Origin of the sequence: Umezawaea sp. Da 62-37 (assembly GCF_032460545.1) — a bacterium.
Lineage (GTDB): Bacteria > Actinomycetota > Actinomycetes > Mycobacteriales > Pseudonocardiaceae > Umezawaea.
This window is the reverse complement of record NZ_CP135965.1, coordinates 2,442,548-2,462,309: the sequence shown is the minus strand read 5'-3', so window position 1 is coordinate 2,462,309 and position 19,762 is coordinate 2,442,548. Positions and strand designations below refer to the sequence as shown.

The 19,762-nt window shown below is 71.9% G+C and carries 15 protein-coding genes; 8 read left to right on the top strand and 7 right to left on the bottom strand.

All coding sequences use genetic code 11. The features are described 5' to 3' along the window. Window position 1 precedes the first annotated feature (1 nt). Window positions 2-673: a response regulator transcription factor gene (locus RM788_RS10635; RefSeq protein WP_315931437.1), complete on the bottom strand. Its 672-nt coding sequence runs from the start codon at window positions 671-673 to the stop codon at window positions 2-4. A gap of 45 nt (window positions 674-718) precedes the next feature. Here RM788_RS10635 and RM788_RS10630 point away from each other — a divergent pair, with 45 nt between their 5' ends. The 3 genes from RM788_RS10630 (at window position 719) to RM788_RS10620 (ending at window position 3,179) form a co-directional block, all read left to right on the top strand. Continuing rightward, the gene (locus RM788_RS10630) at window positions 719-1,450 is read left to right on the top strand and encodes an ANTAR domain-containing response regulator (protein WP_315931436.1); all 732 of its coding nucleotides are present in this window, start codon (window positions 719-721) and stop codon (window positions 1,448-1,450) included. A gap of 185 nt (window positions 1,451-1,635) precedes the next feature. Next, entirely contained in the window at window positions 1,636-1,953 is a 318-nt protein-coding gene (locus RM788_RS10625; protein ID WP_315931435.1) for a YciI family protein, read from the top strand. Next, on the top strand, window positions 1,953-3,179 hold the full coding sequence (locus RM788_RS10620; RefSeq protein ID WP_399344954.1) for an RNA polymerase sigma factor: 1,227 nt from the start codon (window positions 1,953-1,955) through the stop codon (window positions 3,177-3,179). Before RM788_RS10625 ends, RM788_RS10620 begins: the two co-directional genes overlap by 1 nt. Before the next feature lie 4 nt (window positions 3,180-3,183). Here RM788_RS10620 and RM788_RS10615 read toward each other — a convergent pair whose 3' ends face one another. Next, on the bottom strand, window positions 3,184-3,987 hold the full coding sequence (locus tag RM788_RS10615) for an ion transporter (protein ID WP_315931433.1): 804 nt from the start codon (window positions 3,985-3,987) through the stop codon (window positions 3,184-3,186). Between the two features lie 185 nt (window positions 3,988-4,172). On the opposite strand from RM788_RS10615, the gene RM788_RS10610 reads away from it, so the two are divergent. Together RM788_RS10610 and RM788_RS10605 are read left to right on the top strand one after the other, a co-directional pair. Then, the gene (locus RM788_RS10610; protein ID WP_315931432.1) at window positions 4,173-4,562 is read left to right on the top strand and encodes a hypothetical protein; all 390 of its coding nucleotides are present in this window, start codon (window positions 4,173-4,175) and stop codon (window positions 4,560-4,562) included. 185 nt (window positions 4,563-4,747) lie between these two features. Then, window positions 4,748-5,707 carry a helix-turn-helix domain-containing protein gene (locus RM788_RS10605; RefSeq protein ID WP_315931431.1) on the top strand — a complete coding sequence of 320 codons (960 nt, stop codon included), beginning with the start codon at window positions 4,748-4,750 and terminating at the stop codon, window positions 5,705-5,707. A gap of 43 nt (window positions 5,708-5,750) precedes the next feature. Here RM788_RS10605 and RM788_RS10600 read toward each other — a convergent pair whose 3' ends face one another. Beyond that, entirely contained in the window at window positions 5,751-6,500 is a 750-nt protein-coding gene (locus tag RM788_RS10600) for a D-Ala-D-Ala carboxypeptidase family metallohydrolase (protein ID WP_315931430.1), read from the bottom strand. Between the two features lie 265 nt (window positions 6,501-6,765). On the opposite strand from RM788_RS10600, the gene RM788_RS10595 reads away from it, so the two are divergent. Continuing rightward, entirely contained in the window at window positions 6,766-7,983 is a 1,218-nt protein-coding gene (locus tag RM788_RS10595; RefSeq protein ID WP_315934605.1) for an IS110 family RNA-guided transposase, read from the top strand. A 126-nt stretch (window positions 7,984-8,109) separates the two neighbouring features. Here RM788_RS10595 and RM788_RS10590 read toward each other — a convergent pair whose 3' ends face one another. Both RM788_RS10590 and RM788_RS10585 read right to left on the bottom strand, forming a co-directional pair. Next, window positions 8,110-9,450 carry a GH25 family lysozyme gene (locus tag RM788_RS10590; RefSeq protein WP_315931429.1) on the bottom strand — a complete coding sequence of 447 codons (1,341 nt, stop codon included), beginning with the start codon at window positions 9,448-9,450 and terminating at the stop codon, window positions 8,110-8,112. 242 nt (window positions 9,451-9,692) lie between these two features. Next, window positions 9,693-10,286: a TetR/AcrR family transcriptional regulator gene (locus tag RM788_RS10585; RefSeq protein ID WP_315931428.1), complete on the bottom strand. Its 594-nt coding sequence runs from the start codon at window positions 10,284-10,286 to the stop codon at window positions 9,693-9,695. 149 nt (window positions 10,287-10,435) lie between these two features. Here RM788_RS10585 and RM788_RS10580 point away from each other — a divergent pair, with 149 nt between their 5' ends. After that, the gene (locus RM788_RS10580) at window positions 10,436-11,182 is read left to right on the top strand and encodes an alpha/beta fold hydrolase (protein WP_315931427.1); all 747 of its coding nucleotides are present in this window, start codon (window positions 10,436-10,438) and stop codon (window positions 11,180-11,182) included. A 190-nt stretch (window positions 11,183-11,372) separates the two neighbouring features. Further along, window positions 11,373-12,707, top strand: a complete 1,335-nt coding sequence (locus RM788_RS10575) for a PP2C family protein-serine/threonine phosphatase (protein WP_315931426.1) — start codon at window positions 11,373-11,375, stop codon at window positions 12,705-12,707. Between the two features lie 28 nt (window positions 12,708-12,735). Here RM788_RS10575 and RM788_RS10570 read toward each other — a convergent pair whose 3' ends face one another. Together RM788_RS10570 and RM788_RS10565 are read right to left on the bottom strand one after the other, a co-directional pair. Then, window positions 12,736-15,108 carry a SpoIIE family protein phosphatase gene (locus RM788_RS10570; RefSeq protein WP_315931425.1) on the bottom strand — a complete coding sequence of 791 codons (2,373 nt, stop codon included), beginning with the start codon at window positions 15,106-15,108 and terminating at the stop codon, window positions 12,736-12,738. A 3-nt stretch (window positions 15,109-15,111) separates the two neighbouring features. Further along, window positions 15,112-19,674, bottom strand: a complete 4,563-nt coding sequence (locus RM788_RS10565) for a HAMP domain-containing hybrid sensor histidine kinase/response regulator (RefSeq protein WP_315931424.1) — start codon at window positions 19,672-19,674, stop codon at window positions 15,112-15,114. Between the last annotated feature and the right edge of the window lie 88 nt (window positions 19,675-19,762).

Here is a 19,762-nt window from a genome sequence, read left to right as displayed (position 1 = left end):
CCTAGTCCCCGGTCGCCAGCCGGTAGCCGAAACCGCGGATCGTGGTCAGCACACCGGGCCGGTCGAGCTTGGCCCGCAACCCGGTGAGGTGCACGTCCAGCGTCCGCGACACGGCGAGGTAGGCGTCACCCCACACCTCGTCCATGAGCTGCTGCCTGCTGACCGCCGTGCCCTGCCTGCTCGCCAGCACCGCCAGCACCTCGAACTCCTTGGTGGTCAGGGTGATCTCCCGCCCGCCCACCAGCACCCGCCGGGCGTCCAGGTCGATCTCCACGTCCCCGGTCCGCACGACCCGGTCGCCCGGCGCCGCGCGGGCGGCGCCGCGCCGCAGCACGGCGTCCATCCTGGCCAGCAGTTCGGCCAGCCGCACGGGTTTGACCAGGTAGTCGTCCGCGCCGAGGCGCAGCCCGCGCACGATCGTCCGCTCGTCACCGCGCGCGGTCAGCACCACGATCGGCACGTCGGCCATCCGCCGGATCTTCCGCAGCACCTCCAGCCCGTCCCCGTCGGGCAGGCCCAGGTCCAGCAGCAGCAGGTCGAAATCGCGGTGCGCCGTCAACGCGTCCGCGCCCCGCCCCACCCGCCTCGGCTCGTGCCCGTTCGCGCCCAGCGCCTCGACGAGCGCGGCCGCCACCCCGTCGTCGTCCTCCACGAGCAGTACGCGCACCGCCACACCTCCCGTCGCGTCTGGGCCAGTATCGCCTTAGGGGTGTACACAATGCTGGTGAGCATCAACGAGGTGGAGTCGGCAGCCCGGCTCGACGAGGCGAGCGCCGCGCTGGAAGACCTCCAGGGCGTGCTGGCCTCCGAGGAGTCGATCCAGGACGCGCTGCAGGGCTTGGCCGAGGCCGCGGTGCGGGTCATCGCGGACGCCGGAGCGGTCACCATCACCATCGTCGACGGCGAGAACGCGAGCACCGCGGCCTCCACCAGCGAGGACGTCATCCGGATCGACGCCGACCAGTACGCCTCCGGCGACGGCCCCTGCCTCGAAGCCGCCCACACCCTCACCCCCGTGCGCGTGGCCGTCGGCGACGCCGGGCAGCGCTGGCCCAAGTTCGCCGAGACGGCCGAGCAGGCGGGCGTCCGCGCGTACCTGTCGGCCCCGCTCGCCGTCGGCGAGGACGTCCTCGGCTCGCTCAACGTCTACGGCTACACCGACGAGGCCTTCGACCCCTACGACGAAGCCCTGCTCAGGCTGTTCACCACCGCCGCCTCCGGCGCCATCACGGCTGCCCGCCGGTCGTCGCGGTCGCGGCAGATCATCGAGAACCTCACCAGGGCGCTGGTGTCCCGCGCCGAGATCGACCAGGCGAAGGGGGCGCTGATGGCCGTGCACGGGGTGGAGGCCGACGCGGCGTTCCAGCGGCTGGTGGACGAGTCGCAGACGACGAACACCAAGCTGGTGGAGGTCGCGCGACGGCTCATGGAGTCTCTGCGTCGGGAGTGACCGGCAGCACACCGTGGGCGATCCACCTTCGCCGCGCCACCTGTGAGCTGGGTGAACAACGACGCCCGGCCGTTGGACGGCTTGCTTCCGGGCACGCGAGCACGAAATCTTCCCCGCACCTGTCGATGTGGCTGGTTCCCGTTCGTCGGGTGGTCGTACGGGTTGACGATGTGGGAGGAAATACCATGCGCTACATGCTGCTGATCTGCGCCGACGAGTCCGTCGAGGTCACCGAGGTGGATCCGATCGAGCCGTGGTTGGCCAAGACGGGGGCGCGGCGGTTGGACGGGTCGCGGTTGCGGCCGGTGGGGGATGCGACGTCGGTGAAGGTGCGCGGGGGTGAAGTGGTGGTGTCCGACGGGCCGTTCGCGGAGACCAAGGAGCAGATCGCCGGGTTCGACCTGATCGAGGCGGCGGATCTGGACGAGGCGTTGGAGATCGCGGCCGGGCATCCCGTGGCGAAGTTCGGGACCGTTGAGGTGAGGCCGCTCTGGGAGGACTGATCCCGGACGTGGTCGCCGAGGCCTTCCGCGACGAGTGGGGGCACGTGGTGGCGACGCTCATCCGGATGACGGGGGATTGGGACCTCGCCGAGGAGTGCGCGCAGGACGCTTTCGCGACGGCATTGGAACGGTGGCCGCGCGAGGGCGTTCCGCGCAGCCCCGGCGCGTGGTTGACGACGACCGCGCGCAACCGGGCGCTGGACCGGTTGCGGCGCAAGGCGAACGAGGCGGTGAAGCTGAGGGAGGTGTTGGTCGTGGCACCGGGGACCGAGGCCGAGGACGACGACCCGAGCGGGGTGGTGGACGACCGGTTGCGACTGATCTTCACGTGCTGCCACCCGGCCCTGGCGCTGGAGGCGCAGGTGGCGTTGACGCTGCGCACGCTCGTCGGGCTGTCGACCGCCGAGATCGCGCGGGCGTTCCTGGTGCCGGAGGCGACGATGGCGCAGCGGCTGGTGCGCGCCAAGCGCAAGATCCGCAACGCGGGCATCCCGTACCGCGTCCCGCCTGCGCACGTGCTGCCCGATCGGGTCCAGGCGGTGCTGGCGACGCTCTACCTGCTGTTCAACGAGGGCTACTCCGCCACGGCGGGCGAGGATCTGGTGCGCCGGAACCTGTGCGCGGAGGCCATCGGGGTGACCCGCGTCCTGGCCCACCTGATGCCCGACGAACCGGAGGTGCTCGGCCTGCTGGCCCTGCTGCTCCTGCACGACGCCCGCCGCGCCACCAGGACCGACGAGGCGGGTGACCTGGTGGTGCTGGCCGAGCAGGACCGCACCCGGTGGGACCGCGGTGAGGTCGGCGAGGGCCTGGAACTGCTGGACGCGGCGATGCGCCGCCGCGAACCCGGCCCGTACCAGGTCCAGGCCGCCATCGCCGCGTGCCACGCCTCCGCGGAGGAGGCCGCGGATACGGACTGGGACCAGATCGCGGCGCTGTACGGGAGCCTGACCCGGTTCGTCCGGTCGCCGGTGGTGGAGCTGAACCGCGCGGTCGCGATCGCGATGGCCCAGGGGCCCGCGGCCGGGCTCGGCCTGGTGGAGGCGTTGACGGACAGCGGGGAGCTGGCCGGCTACCACCTGCTGCCCGCGACCCGTGCGGACCTGCTGCGCCGCCTGGACCGCAGGGCCGAGGCGGCGGACGCCTACCGCGAAGCCCTCGCACTCGTCACGACCGACGCCGAACGCCGGTTCCTGGAGGGGCGCGTGGAGGAGATGATGGGCTGAGAGGTCAGTTGTCGGCGGACGCGAGCCGCAGGGCGCGGACCTCCTCGCGCAGGGCCCGGATCTCCTCCAGCACCAGGTTGTCGCCCACGGCGGGCCGCTGCGCCGGGACGGTCGTGGGCGGCGGCGTCTGGATCTCGGACTCCATGGCGCTGCACACGACGGCGATGAACAGGTTGAGCATGGTGAACGTGCCGACCAGCAGGTAGCAGACGAAGAAGATCCAGGCGAGCGGCTGGGCGGGCATGAGGTCGCGCATCAGGTCCGACCAGCCGTCGCCGGTGGTGATCTGGAACAGCGTCAGGACGGTGGCGCCCAGGTCGGCGAACCGCGGGTCGCCGCTGCGCTGGAACAGGTTGCTGGCGATCACACCGCCGACGTAGAGCAGCAGCATGAGCAGGCCCGACAGCGACACCAGGCCGGGGATGGACTTCACCAGCGCGCTCACGACGCGGCGCATGCTGGGCACCATCGCCACCAGGCGCAGGGCCCGCAGGATGCGCAGCGAGCGGACGATGGACAGGGTCCCGCCCGCGGGCAGCAGCGAGATGCCGACCACCATGAAGTCGAAGCAGTTCCACGGGTCGCGGAAGAACCGCAGCCGGTGCGCGTAGAGCCGGGCGACGAGTTCGACGATGAAGATGCCCAGCGCGATGTGGTCCACCGCGGTCAGCGCCGCGCCGTGCGCCGCGACGAGACCCGGCGAGGTCTCGCAGCCGAGCGCGATCGCGTTCACCACGATGACGCCGATGATCATCCGCTGGAACTGCTTGCCCTCGACCAGATCCGCCACGCGGTCTCGCATTGCCATGCCGTGTCCCCCGAGATGTGTCACGCGGCGGAGATGACCCTATTGGGTGACAAGGGATCCGCGTCGCACCGTATGTCCACTAGGGACGATAACAAACGGTTCCCGGCCGATCGCGCGGAGTACCGGAACCGCGCTCGGTCCGCGTCGTCACGACCGATCGGCCGCGCCGTGTCTAGGGTGGTCGCATGACTGCTTACACGGACGAGGAAGCCCGGACGTTCCGCACCGCGGTGTTCGGCGCGATGGTGCTGGTGTCGACGGCCGATCCGGGCGCGCTCGACAAGGAGAGCTACGCCGGGGCCAAGGCGGTGGACCTGCTGTCGCCGGATCTGCGCGAGCTGCTCAGGTCGGGTCAGCCGACGCTGCCCGCGGGCACCGTGTCCGATGTGGAGAACGGGGTCCTGGCGGCCCTGCGCGAGTCCGTGGCGATCATCGCCGCGAAGGCTCCCCACGAAGCGGACGCGTTCCCGGCCGCGGTCGTGGAGATCTGCCGCGAGGTCGCGCGGGCGGACGGCCGCGTGGTCGGCGCCGAGGACGCGGTGGTCGCCAGGATCGAGGCCGCGCTCACGCGCTGACGCCCGCCCCCGGCCCGTGCGCACGGGCCGGGGGAGACCGTCCGGTCTGGACGCGCCGCGCCGTTTCCGCTTGGTGGAAGCAGGATCCGCGGCCGCGTTGTGGTTTCGGGATTCCGTCTTGTGCTCCACCGGTCCGGTGCTAGCTTCGGTCAGGTCATCAGCGGCCCGGCCAAGGGTGGTGGATCGTGGTCGCCTCACCGGAGACCGACAGGTTCGCCTGCCACCTGCGGATGCTGAAGGAGCGCAACGGCGCCGGGTTCAGCAGGCTGGGCAAGCTCACGGGTGTCAGCGGGTCGACGCTGCACCGGTACTGCTCGGGGCTCAGCGTCCCGGCGGACTACCGCGTGGTGCACACGTTCGCGAAGGTCTGCGGTGCCACCGCCGCGGAGCTGCGGGAGGTGCACCGGCTGTGGGCGCTGGCGGACGCCAGCAAGTCCGCGCCGCCCGCGCCGGAACCCGAGGAGCCGCCCGTCGAGCCGCGGCGGGTCGGGCTGCGGACGGCGCTGACCCAGCGCTACGCGGCGCTCGTGCTGGGGCTGCTCCTGGTCGGCGGCCTGGTGTGGTCGAGCGGTGGCAGCGCCGCCGCGCCGGACGTGAACGCCGACAAGCCGCTGTTCTCGCCGGGGTGCTCGGCGGTGGGCGTGGGCCGCAACGACGAGTGCGTGCGGGAACTCCAGGCCCTGCTGCTGCGGGCCAGGGGGAAGATCACCGTCGACGGCGCCTTCGGTCCCGAGACGCTGCGCCGGGTAACCGCTTTCCAGGTGCTCGCCGGCCTGCCGCCCACCGGTGTGGTCGACACCCCCACCAAGGACGCGCTCTACGCGCAGGACGTCGACATGGCGACCTGGTCGCCGGATGAGGTGGAAGGCCGGATCCGCGCGGTCTTCGCCGAACGGCCCGACGTCGCGGTCGCCATCGCCCGCTGCGCGTCGTTCCTCGACACGCAGTGGGTGCTGCCCAACACCGACGGCAGCCGCAACTGGGGCGTCTTCCAGCTCTCCGACGCCCGTCTGCGCGACCTCGGCGGCACACCGCGGCGGGCGCTGGACCCGGTGTGGAACATCGAGGCCGCGCACCGGTTGTGGAGCACTCGCCACGACTTCCACGACTGGCCGTCGTGCGAGGCCGCCGCGGCGCCGGGCTGAGGCCGGGAACCACAGCGGCGGTTCCCGGCCCCTGGTCGGTGGATCAGATGGTGCCGTCCTCCCACCACCACGCGCGGCCGAGGTCCGCCCGGCTGTCCACGTGCTGGTGGTCGACGGTGTAGGTCTCCAGACCGGAGAACCCGCAGGTCTCGGACTTCTGGTAGACCGTGCGGTTCGCCACGCCGGGCACGTTGAGGTCCGCCGCCGTGCCGTAGAGGTGCATGCTGTCGGTCGCGCCGCCGATCTCGGCGTTGTGCGCGATGCTGCGGAAGCCCGAGTTCACCGTGATCGACTTGTCGCCCAGCTTCTTGCGCAGCGCCTCGAGCTTGTACATCGCGCGGCGGGCGTTCTCCTTGGTAGCGGCCGCGCTCAGCTTGCCGCCGGAGAACGTGCCGCTGACGCGGTCGGTGAACTCGCTCCAGTTGAAGTGCAGCGTCGACCCGTCCGACTGCTCCAGCGAGTTCAGCTTCGCCTGCGTGGTCGCCCCGACGCTGCCGTCGGCGGTGAGGCCGTACGCCGACTGGAACCGCTTGACCGCGGCGAGCGTGCCCGCGCCGAATTCGCCGTCGATCGCGACCCGGCTGTGGCTCGCGCTGGACGCGGCCCAGCCCGCGACCCGGATCTGCAACTCGGTCACGTCGGCGCCCGTCGCGCCCTGGGTCAGCGTCCGGGTCCACGTGTACGCCTGCGCGACCCCGGAGAACAGCAGCGGGCCGAGCACGACACCAGCGCTCGCGGCCAGTGCGCCGCGCAGCACCGCGCGGCGGTTCGGGGTGGGGGAGGAGGAGGTCATCGTCGTCCTTGTCCTAATCAGTTCTGGGAGTCGGCCATCGGGCAGACTCCTGGTGGTAGCCGGCCGGTGGGTGAGCACTCTGCTGTCCTGGACGTTGAGTCCTGACGAAAGACAGTGCCCCTGCCGGTAGGCCGGGAGAGTTGATCGCTGCTGGGATGTCGTGCCCCGCGTGTTGTTGGCGTGAGCACTGCTTGATTAGGTCGCTGACGGTCTCCCTCCGGGCTGCTGTAGGTGATCGGCTTCGAGGGCGGGAGGACCGGTGCGGCTGTTCGTGGGGGATGACTGGGCGGAGGCTCGTCACGATGTGGAGGTGATGGACGGCTCCGGCCGCCGGTTGGCCAAAGCCCGGTTGCCCGAGGGCGTGGCGGGGATGGCCCGGCTGCACGCGATGATCGGGGAGCTGGTCGGCGAGGACGCCGACGAGGTCGAGGTGCTGGTCGGGATCGAGACCGACCGGGGCCCGTGGGTGCGGGCGTTGGTCGCGGCCGGTTACACGGTGTTGGCGGTCAACCCGTTGCGGGCGGCCAGGTTCCGTGACCGGTTGGGTGTGTCCGGTGCGAAGAGCGACGCCGGTGACGCCCATGTCCTGGCCGACATGGCCCGCACCCACGGCCACGAGTTGCGGCCGGTGGCCGGCGACAGTGCGGAGGTCGAGGCGGTCAAGGTCGTCACCCGCGTCCACAAGACCCTCATCTGGGAACGCACCCGCCACACCCGGCGGTTGCGGCACGCACTGCGCGACTACTTCCCCGCCGCCCTGGTCGCGTTCACCGACCTGGACGCCGCCGACACCCTGCACCTGCTGGCCAAGGCCCCGACCCCGACCAAAGCCGCCCGGCCGACGATCGCGCAGATCAGCGCCGCGCTCAAGCGGGCACGGCGCAAGAACATCGCCGAGAAGGCGGCGGTGATCCAGGCCGCGTTGCGCGCCGAGCACCTCGGTCAGCCCGAGGTCGTGGCCGCCGCCTACGCCGCCTCGGTCCAGGCCCTGATCGCGGTCCTGACCACCCTGACCACCCAGATCGCCACCCTGCAAGGGCAGGTCGAGGCCCATTTTGGGGTGTACCCGGCCGCTGAGATCGTGCTGTCCCAACCAGGATTGGGGCCGATCCTCGGCGCTCGGGTGCTCGCGGAGTTCGGCGACGACCCCATCCGCTACGCCACCGCCAAAGCCCGCAAGAACTACGCGGGTACGTCTCCGATCACCCGCGCTTCGGGCAGGAAGAAGGTCGCGTTGGCCCGGTTCGTGCACAACGACCGGCTCGTCGACGCCCTGATGACCCAGGCGTTCTCCGCGCTCAACCGCTCGCCCGGCGCCCGCGCTTACTACGACAAGCAGCGGGCCCGCGGCAGCAGCCACAACTCCGCCCTGCGCCAGCTCGCCAACCGGCTTGTCGGCATCCTGCACGGATGCCTCAAAACCGGCACCCACTACGACGAGACGACCGCCTGGTCGCATCACGCCGAGAACGTCGCTGCTTGACATCTACGCTCCTGGGATGTCTTTCAAGTGGGGGAGGGGAGTCGAACGCCGGTGTCGCGGGCGTGCTGTGCGGGGAGCATGAGCACGCCCACGACACCGGTCGCACCGGCGGCCCCTCGGAGTGGGCTACCGGTTGGCCAGGCGGTCGAGGTCGGCTCGGGTGCCGTTGAAGACGTCCGCGGTCGCGGGCGCGTGGACGCCGTCGGGGATCGCGGCGTCGGTGTACTGCCACATCGCCCACGTCGCGGAGCCCTTCGGCACCGGCGGCGCGGTGATCGAGCGGCGGTAGTCCGCGAGCTGGAGCTGGTACCCGGCGAACGCCGTGGTCGCGCCCATGCAGTCGTCCAGGAACGACTTCTGGGTGTAGATGATCGGTTTGCGGCCGAAAGCGGACTCGACCCCGTCCAACCACGCCTTGGCGTCGGCCACCGTGGCGTGGGTCGGGCAGCGCGAGGTGCCGTCGTCCATGCGCTCCAGGTCGAAGACCGGCGGCAGGTCACCGGCGCGGTGGCCGGTGTAGGCCGTCGTCCGCACGGCGGCGATGAACCGGTCGGCCTGCGCGGCCCCGGTGTTCGCGGCCGTCGCGGTGTAGAAGTGGTACGGCGCCACGGCGAGGCCCGCGGTCCACGCGGCGTCGAGGTCGGTGGCCAGGTACTCGTCGGTCGTGCTCAGCCCGCGGGTCGCCTTGACCGTCGCGAACTCCACGCCCGCCGCCCGCACCGCGCGCCAGTCGATCGCCGCGCCGTCGGGGTGCTGGTACTTCGCGGTGTCGATGCCGTCGATGCCGAACCCGGCGGGCTTCGGCGGGGAGCAGTAGGTGTTGCGGCCCGACCAGTCCACGAGCGCGGACCAGGTGTTCGCGCCCACGACGCCGTCCGCGCCGAGGTTCGCGCAGCGCTGGAAGTCGGCCACCCGCGACCCGGTGCCGCCGCCGAACCGGCCGTCGACCCCCAGCGGCGGGTAGTGCGCCGACTCCATCGCCAGGTCGAGGCGGCACTGGAGTTCCTCGACCTCGGCACCGGTCGCGTCGAGCCGCAGCGTCGGCCGGGCGTCGCTGTGCCCGCACACGCGGGACTGCGCGGTCGTGGAGGTCCCGGAGGTGGAGCACTTGCGGGGGTGCGCCGACCACGTGTTGAGCGCGGCCCACGTCTGCGCGCCGACCACGCCGTCGGCGGTCAGCCCGGCGCACCGCTGGAACACCTCGGCGCGGGCCTCGGTGGAGGTTCCGAACGTGCCGTCCGCCGCGATCGGCGTGTACCGGCTCGCCTTCATCGCCAGGTTCAGCTGGCACTGGGCCTCGGTGGTGGCGACGCCGGTCGTGCCGATCTTGACCGTCGACTGCTCGGTGGTGTGCCCGCACACCGCGACCCCCGTGGCGCCCGCGGGGTCGGCCGCGGCGGTGCCGAACGCGGGCAGCAGCGCCACCACGGAGAGCACGAGTCCACGCCGGAGCGCTGTCGTTCCCATGCGGTTCCTCCCGATGCGGAGGCCGGGAAGCCCGGCCGGGCACCAGGTTGGCAGCGGTCACCCGGACGGCTGCCCCGTGCGGGCCGTTCTGGGACGGTGGGACGTTTCCACGCGTCTGACCTGTGGGGACGGGACCGCCCTGGGACGCACGTGGGACGGTCCCCCTGTCCGGACACCGCTTCCACAGTGGACCGATCAGTCCTCGCGGTGTCGATCCGGTCGAGCGGGACCCCGTGCGGACCTCACCGGCCGAGCGCGCGCCGCCACTGGTCGGCGACGACGTGGCGCAGCCGTTCGGTGTCGACCGCGTCGGGGTCGAGCACGCGTTGCAGGCCGATGCCGCGCAGCTGGCCCAGGATCGTGACGGCGACGTCGTCGGGCGCCACGTCGGGACGCACGAGGCCCTCGGCGATCCCCGCCTCGACGTCGGCGCGCAGCCTGCCGCGGAACCCCTCGTCGCGCTCCCGGAAGAGGTCGGTCAGCTCCGGGGTGGTGGACGCCTCGGCCCACAGCAGCAGGAACGCCCTGCTGATCACGGAGACGTCGCCGAGCGCGCCCACGTAGCGCTCGACCACGGCCAGCAGCCGCTCCAGGCCCGGCTGGAACTGGTCGAGGCCGGGGACGAAGCCGCTCTGCGTGGCGTGGGCGAGCGCTTCCAGCAGCGCCTGCTTGGTCCCGAAGTGGTGGTTGACGATCCCGCGGCTGTAGCCGGCGCGTTCGCCGACGCGGGCGAGCGTCATCGACCGCAGGCCGGATTCCACCACCAGTTCCGCCGCCGCCGCCACGAGCGCGGTCTCCGTCCGGTCGCGGCGTTCCTGCTGGGTGAGTCGGGCCATGATCCGCAGTCTAGGGCGAACTAACTTGCGTGACGGTTGACAAGTATGTGAGGCTGGGACGACCGACGCCAAGGAGTCCCCATGACCGCGCCCACCGCCGACGACCCGGACCCGCAGATCGTCGACGCGCGCTGACGGGGGGTGTGACCATGCTGGTGTTCGTGCACGGCAGTCCCGAGACCGCCGCGATCTGGGAGCCGCTGCTGGTCTCGCTCGGGCGCGACGACATCACCCGCCTGTCCCCGCCGGGCTTCGGCGCCCCGCTGCCCGCAGGTTTCGATGCCACAGCCGACGACTACCGCGACTGGCTGGTCGGCGAGCTGGAGACGTTCGGCGAACCCGTCGACCTGGTCGGCCACGACCTCGGCGGCAGCCTCGCCACCCGCGTCGCCATGACCCGCCCCGACCTGCTGCGCAGCTGGGCGGGCGACGCGGTCGGCGTCTTCCACCCCGACTACGCGTGGCACTACCTCGCCACGCTCTGGCAGACCCCCGGCGTCGGCGAGGTCGACGTCGCCAGGCGGTTCGGCGGCACCGTCGCCGAGCGCACGGCGTCCCTGGTCGGCCGTGGTTTCCCCGGCGAGGTGGCGGCCCGCGTCGCGGCGGAGCAGGACGAGACCATGGGGCGGGCCGTGCTCGCCCACCACCGCTCAGCCGCCCAACCGGCCATGTCCACCCTCGGCCGCTCCCTGCCACTGGCCGCCCGACGCCCCGGCCTGGCCGTCGTCGCCACGGCGGACAACACGGTCGGCACCACCGCCCAGCGCTACGAGGCGGCCGCCCTGGCTGGCGCTCACGTGGAGGTGCTGGACGGGCTGGGGCACTGGTGGATGCTCCAGGAACCGCACCTCGCGGCGAAGGTGCTGACCGGGTTCTGGGAGTCGCTGCCGGCGTAGCGCGGTCTCGCGAACACCGCCGGACCCGAGAAGGAGGTCGTGCTCAGCCGGGCCGGAGTGCGCCGCGCACGTCGTTGGGGTGGTCCTCGGCGTGACGTCCTCCGGTGGACCCGTGATGGGCTACCGTCACCCGAGGTGTCGAGTGCCCCGGATGCCGTCCAGGTCAACGGCGGTTCCCGGAGGTGTGGACGTGACGTCGACCGTCGACGGTGCGGTCTTCCCCCGCGGGCTTCGGCGGGACGGGTTGCCCGCCGCGCTGTCCGACCCGGTCAGGTTGGCGGCGGTCGCGGCCACGGGGCTGGTGGACACCGGGGGCGAGGACGTCTTCGACGACCTGGCGCGGCTGGCGGCCGCGGTCACCGGGTGCGAGCGGGCGTTCATCACGCTGGTCGACGAGCACCGCTCGTTCTGGAAGTCCTGCGTGGGTGTCGATCTGGATCCGGGTGACGTGGCCGGGCGGCAGAACGCGGTGCGGGAGAGCTTCTGCTACTTCCTGGTCGGTCTGGAGGGGGAACCGTTCGTCGTGTCCGACGCCGCGGCCGACCCCCGCACCCGCGATCACCCCTCGGTGGCGCCGATGAGGATCGGCGCCTGGGCGGGCTACCCGATCCTCGCGCCGGGCGGGGAGGTGCTGGGGAGCATGTGCGTCATCGACGACGTCCCGCACACCTGGCGGTCGGCCGAGCTGGACAGCCTGGGGGCGCTCGCCCGCGCGATCGGCAACGAGATGCACCTGCGGAAGGCGCTGGACACGACCCGGCAGGCGTTGACCGCCTTGACCGGCCTGGCCCGCAGCCTCCAGGACAGCCTGCTGCCTCCCCGCCTCACGCCGGTGCCGGGACTGGACGTGGCCGCCTCCTACCTGCCCGCCGACGGCGACTCCGTGGTCGGCGACTTCTACGACCTGTTCCACATCCGCGGGCCCTGGTGGGGCGCGCTGATGGGTGACGTGTGCGGGCACGGCGTCGAGGCCGCCAAGCTCACCGCCCTCGCCCGGTACACGCTGCGCGCCGAAGCGGGCAGGCACCTGTCGCCGTCCGCGGTGCTGACCCGCCTGAACTCGGCGATCATCGCCCAGCGCGGCCGCGACCGGTTCCTCACCGCGGCCTACGCCACCTTCCGCGTCACCTCCGGCGGCGTCACCGGCAGGCTGGCCGCGGCGGGCCACCCGCCCGCGCTGGTCCGCCGTGCCGACGGGCGCATCCGGTCGGTGGGGCGCGCCGGAACGCTGCTGGGCATGCTCGACGACGTCGCCGTCACCGACGTGCGCTTCCGCCTCCTGCCGGGGGACACCCTGCTGCTCTACACCGACGGCGCCACCGAAGGCCGCCCGCCCGCCGACCGGCCCGGCGCCGATCGCCCCCAGTTCGGCGAGGACGGGTTGGCCGGGGCGCTGGCCGACTGCCACGGCGAGGACGCGGTCGGCACCGTCGCCCACATCGGCCGGGTCCACGCGCGGCACTGCCTGGGACGGGCCGACGACGACACCGCCCTGCTGGCCGTGCGCGTTCCGCCGATCGGCTGAGCGTCCGCATCCCGGCGGGGAGCCCGGCTCAGATGACCTGGATCCCCACCACGCACGTGTCGTCCTCGGTGTCGGACTCGCTGTGTTCCAGCAGTCCGTCCAGGCGTTCGTCCAACGACGCGGCCGTGGAACCCGTCGAGGTGGCGAGCAGCCAGTCCACGCACTCGTCGAGGTCCCGGTCGCGCCTCTCGATCAGCCCGTCGGTGTAGAACAGCAGCACGTCGTCCGGTTGGAGCTGCACCTCCGACTCCTCGTAGGTGAACGCGGACAGCGCGCCGAGCAGGACGCCGCCGAGCATGGGCAGGGCGGTGGCCTGCCCCGCGCGCACGAGAACCGGTGCCGGGTGCCCGGCGCGCGCCCACCGCAGGACCCGCGTCTCCGGGTCGTACAGGCCGCAGATCGCGGTGGCGAAGATGTTGTCGGTCAGGTGGTGCGCGACGAGGTTGAGCCAGGCCACCAGCTGGGAGGGGTTCGCGCCGGTGGCGGCCAGACCGCGCAGGGCGTTGCGGAGCACCACCATCCCGGTCGCGCCCTGGATCCCGTGGCCGGTGATGTCCCCCACCGACACGAGGACCTGCTTGGACGGCAGGAGGACCACGTCGTACCAGTCGCCGCCGACGAGGTGCTCCAGTTCCGCGGGGCGGTAGCGGACGGCGATGCGCAGTCCGGACAGCTCGACCGTGGGCTGGGCGGGCGGCATGATCGCCTGCTGCAACTGGAGCGCGAGCCGGTTCTGCTCCGCGGTCCGCTGCTCGGAGTGGGCCAGCTGGTCGCGGGTGGCCGACAGCGCCACCTCGGTCCAGTGCTGGGACGAGACGTCCTGGTACGCGCCGCGCACGGCGAGGAGGCGGTCGGCGGAGTCGAGCACCGGTTCGGCGATGACGCGGATGTGCCGGACGACCCCGTCCGGGCGTTGCAGGCGGAAGGCCGTGGACGCGGGGCGGAGGTGGCGCAGCACGGTGCGCAGGAACCGTTCGATGGCCGTGGCGTCGTCGACGTGGGTGTACTCCGGGAGCCGGGTCAACGGGATCGGCGCCGCCGACGGGTCCATCCCGTAGAGCGTGAACAGCTGCCGGCTCCACGTGACCTGGTCCGTGGCGCGGTCCTCCTCGAACCCGCCGATGCTGCCCAGGCGCTGGGCGTGCTGGAGCATGTTGGCCAGCCGGGTGGCGTCGTCCTGGATCCGCCACACGACCAGCACGCTGTCGCCGTGGCGGGTGATGGCCACGTTCATGATCACGGTCAGTGGCACCTGGTCGATCAGCGCCGCCAGCGCCATCCGCGGCGCCCGGTACGCCTCGCCGGTGGCGTAGGTCCGCTCGATCTTGTCGAAGACGCCGCCGTCGTCCGCGGCCAGCGGGTAGACCTCCAGCAGCAGCGCTCCCCGCATCGCGCTGCGGGGCCGTCCCGCCAGGTCCGCGAAGTTGCCGTTGACGTGGTGGATGCGGAAGTCGACCAGGCTCCCGGTCGCGTCCTGGTGCGGGAGCAGCACCATGGCGGCGTCGAGCAGCCCGTCGGCCAGTTCCACCAGTTCGGGCAGGCTCGCGCTGATCGGCGACACCGAGGTGACCGGCTCCCACACGGTGGCCGTGGTCGCGTCGAGCGTGTGGGCGCACAGCTCCGCCAACGCGTCGACCTGGCGCCTGATCTGCGGGGACTGCGGGCCGATCGGGAGGGGCCAGCAGATCTCCAGCACCCCCAGGATCCGCCCGCCGGTACCCGCGGGGACGGCGACCCGGCCTCCGGGGTACCCCTTGCTCCCGATCGAGGGCAGCCCCGACGCCGCCAGGTCGTCGATCCAGACGGCGTCCCGCGCCACGAGGGCCTGGCGGGCGGGGGTCGCCACACCCGGCGGCACGTAGTGCCAGCGACCCGCGTCCTCGACCGCGAACCCGGCCGCCCCGGCCAACGACAGCGAGGAGTCGTTGCCCACCGACCAGATCGCGGCCGCCGCGGCTCCCAGCGGTGCGAGCGCGTGCTCCAGCAGCGACTCGGCGACGGCCTGGGTGTCGCTCGCGGCCAGCGCGCCGCTCTCGGCGGTGCGCAACCGCACGCCGGGGGAGTGCGCGGCCGCCGACGAGCCGCTCCCGGCCTCGGGCGTGCCGAGGAGTTCCTTCACGGTGGCGGCGAGGCGGTCGTGCGCGGCCTGGTTGATGATCTCGGCGGCCAGTTCGAGTTCCGGCGTGCCGGATCGCTCCGCCAGCGCGGTGAGCTGAAGGGCCGCTTGGGCGGGACCGCACTCCAACCGCTCGACCAGGACACCCCTCGCCAGCTCGACCAACGCGCGCCCGTCGGCCGCGGCCCGCGCCCGGCGGACCTCCAGCGACAGGCGCTCCACGGTCGCCGCCAGCCTGGTCAGGTTCGCCACGTCCGCGGCCCCGCCCTCTTCTGCTGCGCTCACGGCCTACGCGTCCAGCCACCGCTGCATGCAGCTCACCAGGTGGTCGGCGTCCACGGGCTTGGTGACGTAGTCGTTGGCGCCGGAGGCCAGGCTCTTCTCCCGGTCACCCGGCATGGCCTTGGCCGTGACCGCGATGATCGGCAGCCCGGCGTGCTCGGGCATCGAGCGGATCGCGGTCGTGGCGGCGTACCCGTCCATCTCGGGCATCATCACGTCCATCAGGATGAGGTCGATGGACGAGGAGCCGGACAGCGCTTCGATCGCCTCCCTCCCGTTCTCGGCGTGCACGACGTCGAGGCCGTGCAACTCCAGGATGCTGCTGAGCGCGAAGAGGTTGCGCGCGTCGTCGTCGACGATCAGGACGGTCCGGCCCACGAGCCTGCCGTCGCCCTGCTTCGGCGCGGACTCCACCGAGTCGTCCGCCCGGCTCAACGGGTGCACGTCCCCCGGCATCTCGGCGGTCAGGTAGAGCGCGATGCGCTCGCGCAGTTCGTCCAAACTGGACAGCACCTCCACCGCGGGCCGGTCGGAGTGCCGCGTGAGCGCGACCTCCTGCTCCACGGTGAGCCTCCGGCTGTTGTGCGCCAGCACCGGGACGGTGCGCAGCCCCGCGTCCCCCTGCATCTCCTGGAGGAAGGCGAACCCGGCGCCGTCGGCCATGTCCAGCTCCAGCACGACGCAGTGGTAGGGCTTGGCCGCGAGGGCGACCGCCGCCTCGTGCGCCCCGACCACGGTGACGACCTCGATCGGGCCTCGGGGGTCGTGGTTGCCCGCCAGTTCGTTCGCGGCGCTCTCGGCCACCAGCGACAGCAGCCCCCGCGGCCGCTCCTCGACGACGAGCAGACGACGGCGCCGCACGCCCTGCGCCCGCGGCGCCTCGATCGCGCCCGCGTGCTTGCGGACGTCGATCGAGCTGGGGATGACGTCGACCGCGGCGGCCGGCGCCGAGGCCTCCCGGAAGTCCGGGCGGGCCACCGGCAGGTAGAGGGTGAAGGTGCTGCCCTGCCCCAGGGTGCTCTCGGCGGTGATGGCGCCGCCCAGCAGGTAGGCGATCTCGCGGCTGATCGACAGCCCCAGTCCGGTGCCGCCGTACTTGCGGCTGGTGGTGCCGTCGGCCTGCTGGAACGCGCCGAAGATCGACTCCAGTTGCTGGTCGGCGATGCCGATGCCGGTGTCGACCACGCGGAAGGCGATCGCGGACCCGTGGTGGCGCACCGACTCGGGCAGCTCGGCCGGGTCCGCGGGGTCGATGCGCAGTTCGACGCCGCCGGTCTCGGTGAACTTCACGGCGTTGGAGAGCAGGTTGCGCAGCACCTGCTGCAACCTGCTGTCGTCGGTGAGCAGGTCGGCGGGGACGCCGGGCGCGGTGACGACCTCGAAACCCAGGCTCTTCTGCGTCGTCATCGGCCGGAACGTCACCTCGACGTAGTCCAGCAGTTGGCGCAGCGGCACGCGTTCCGGCGTGATGTCCATCTTGCCCGCCTCGACCTTGGACAGGTCGAGGATGTCGTTGATCAGTTGCAGCAGGTCCGAGCCCGCGGAGTGGATGATGCCCGCGTACTCGACCTGCTTGGTGGTGAGGTTGCGCGACGGGTTCTGGGCCAGCAGTTGCGCGAGGATCAGCAGGCTGTTGAGCGGCGTCCGCAGCTCGTGGCTCATGTTCGCCAGGAACTCCGACTTGTACTTCGACGCCAGCGTCAGCTCCTGCGCCCGCGCCTCCAGCTCCTGGCGGGCCTGCTCGATCTCCAGGTTCTTCGTCTCGATGTCGCGGTTCTGCGTGGCCAGCAGCGCCGCCTTCTCCTCCAGTTCGGAGTTGGAGGACTGGAGTTCCTCCTGCCGCACCTGGAGTTCGCCCGACCGCGCCTGCAACTCGGTGGCCAGGCGCTGCGATTCGACGAGCAGCTCGTCGGTGCGCGCGTTGGCCACGATGGTGTTCACGTTGACCCCGACCGTTTCCATGAGCTGGTCGAGGAAGTCGCGGTGGATGGCGGTGAACCGGTGCACCGACGCCAGCTCGATGACGCCGAGCACCTGCTCCTCGACCACGATCGGCAGCACGACCAGGTTGGCGGGCGCGGTCCCGCCGAGGCCGGAGGAGATGGTGACGTAGTCGGCGGGCACGTCGTCCACCGCGATCGTGCGACGGCTGCGAGCCGCCTGCCCGACCAGGGACTGGCCGAGCCGGAACCGCTTGCGCCGGTCGTCGTCCGGGCTGTCGGGGTGGCCGTAGGAGCTGATCAGGCGCAGCTCGGGGTCGTCGGCGTTGTCGTCGGTCAGGTAGAAGCCGCCGTACTGCGCGGCCACCAGCGGGGTCAGCTCGTCCATGATCAGTTCGGCGACGATCGCGAGGTCGCGGCGGCCCTGCATCAGGCTGGAGATGCGCGCCAGGTTCGACTTGAGCCAGTCCTGGTCCTGGTTGGCCTTGGTGGTCTCGCGCAGCGACCCCACCATCGAGTTGATGTTGTCCTTGAGCTCGGCCACCTCGCCGGAGGCCTCGACGGTGATGGAACGGGTCAGGTCGCCCTCGGCGACCGCGCTCGTCACCTCGGCGATGGCGCGCACCTGCCGGGTCAGGTTGCCCGCCAGCCCGTTGACGTTCTCGGTGAGCCTCTTCCACGTGCCCGAGACGCCCTCGACCTCCGCCTGGCCGCCCAAGCGGCCCTCGCTGCCGACCTCGCGGGCCACGCGGGTGACCTCCGCGGCGAACGCGGAGAGCTGGTCGACCATGGTATTGATGGTGGTCTTGAGCTCCAGGATCTCGCCGCGGGCGTCGACGTCGATCTTGCGGGTCAGGTCGCCCTGCGCGACCGCCGTCGTCACCTGGGCGATGTTGCGGACCTGGTTGGTCAGGTTGTTCGCCATGAAGTTGACGTTGTCGGTCAGGTCCTTCCACGTGCCCGCCACGTTCGGTACGCGCGCCTGGCCGCCGAGCATCCCCTCGGTGCCGACCTCGCGGGCCACGCGGGTCACCTCGTCGGCGAACGCGGACAGGGTGTCGACCATCGTGTTGATCACGCCCGCGAGCGCGGCGACCTCGCCCTTGGCCTCGACGGTGATCTTCTGGCTCAGGTCGCCCCTCGCCACCGCCGTGGCGACCTGGGCGATGGACCGCACCTGGCCGGTCAGGTTGGACGCCATGACGTTGACGTTGTCCGTCAAGTCCTTCCAGGTCCCCGAAACACCGCGCACGGTCGCCTGCCCGCCGAGGTTGCCCTCGGTGCCGACCTCCCTGGACACGCGGGTCACCTCGTCCGCGAACGCCGAGAGCTGGTCGACCATCGTGTTGATGGTCTCCTTCAGTTCCAGGATCTCGCCGCGGGCGTCCACCCGGATCTTCTGCGTCAGGTCTCCGCGCGCGACCGCCGTGGTCACCTGCGCGATGGACCGCACCTGGGCGGTGAGGTTGTCGCCCATGACGTTCACCGACTCGGTGAGGTCCTTCCACGTCCCCGAGACGCCCTCGACGTCGGCCTGACCGCCCAACCGCCCCTCCGTGCCCACTTCACGGGCGACGCGGGTGACCTCGTCGGCGAACGCGGACAGCTGGTCGACCATCGTGTTGATGGTGTTCTTCAGCTCCAGGATCTCGCCGCGGGCGGTGACGGTGATCTTCTGGGAGAGGTCGCCCTTGGCGACCGCCGTGGCGACCTGGGCGATGGACCGCACCTGCGCGGTCAGGTTGCCCGCCATGAAGTTCACCGAGTCCGTCAGGTCCCGCCACGTGCCGGAGACGCCCTTGACGTCGGCCTGCCCGCCGAGGATGCCCTCCGTGCCGACCTCCCGGGCCATGCGGGTCACCTCGTCGGCGAAGCTGGAGAGCTGGTCGACCATGGTGTTGATGGTGTTCTTGAGTTCGAGGATCTCGCCGCGGGCGGTCACGGTGATCTTCTGCGACAGGTCGCCCTGCGCGACGGCGGTGGTCACCTGCGCGATGTTGCGGACCTGGTCGGTCAGGTTGCCCGCCATGAAGTTCACCGAGTCGGTGAGGTCCCGCCACACGCCGCCCACGCCGGGAACCTCGGCCTGGCCGCCCAAGCGGCCCTCGCTGCCGACCTCGCGGGCCACGCGGGTCACCTCGTCGGCGAAGCTGGAGAGCTGGTCGACCATCGTGTTGACGGTCTCCTTGAGCTCCAGGATCTCGCCGCGCGCGTCCACGTCGATCTTCTGCGACAGGTCTCCCCGCGCGACCGCCGTGGCGACCTGGGCGATGTCGCGCACCTGGCTGGTCAGGTTGCCCGCCATGGCGTTCACCGAGTCGGTCAGGTCCTCCCAGGTGCCCGACACGCCCGGCACCTCCGCCTGGCCGCCCAGCCTGCCCTCGGTGCCGACCTCGCGCGCCACGCGCGTGACCTCGGAGGTGAACAGCGACAGCTGGTCGACCATGCCGTTGAACACGGAGGCGATCTCGCCGAGCAGCCCGTCGGCGTCGTCCGGCAGGCGGGTGCCGAAATCGCCGTCGCGCACCGCGGTCAACCCGGCCAGCAACTGGCGCAGCCCTGGCTGGTCGACCGTGGAAGGGGCGCTGCCCGCCGCGGCGCGGGAGGCGTCGACCGTCGTGTCGCTCATGATCACCCTCGTTCAGCTCGAACGCGGACCCTACAGCGGAGCCGCGGCGACATTCTCGCGTGATCCACGGGGGCGCAGGCGGGTGGAT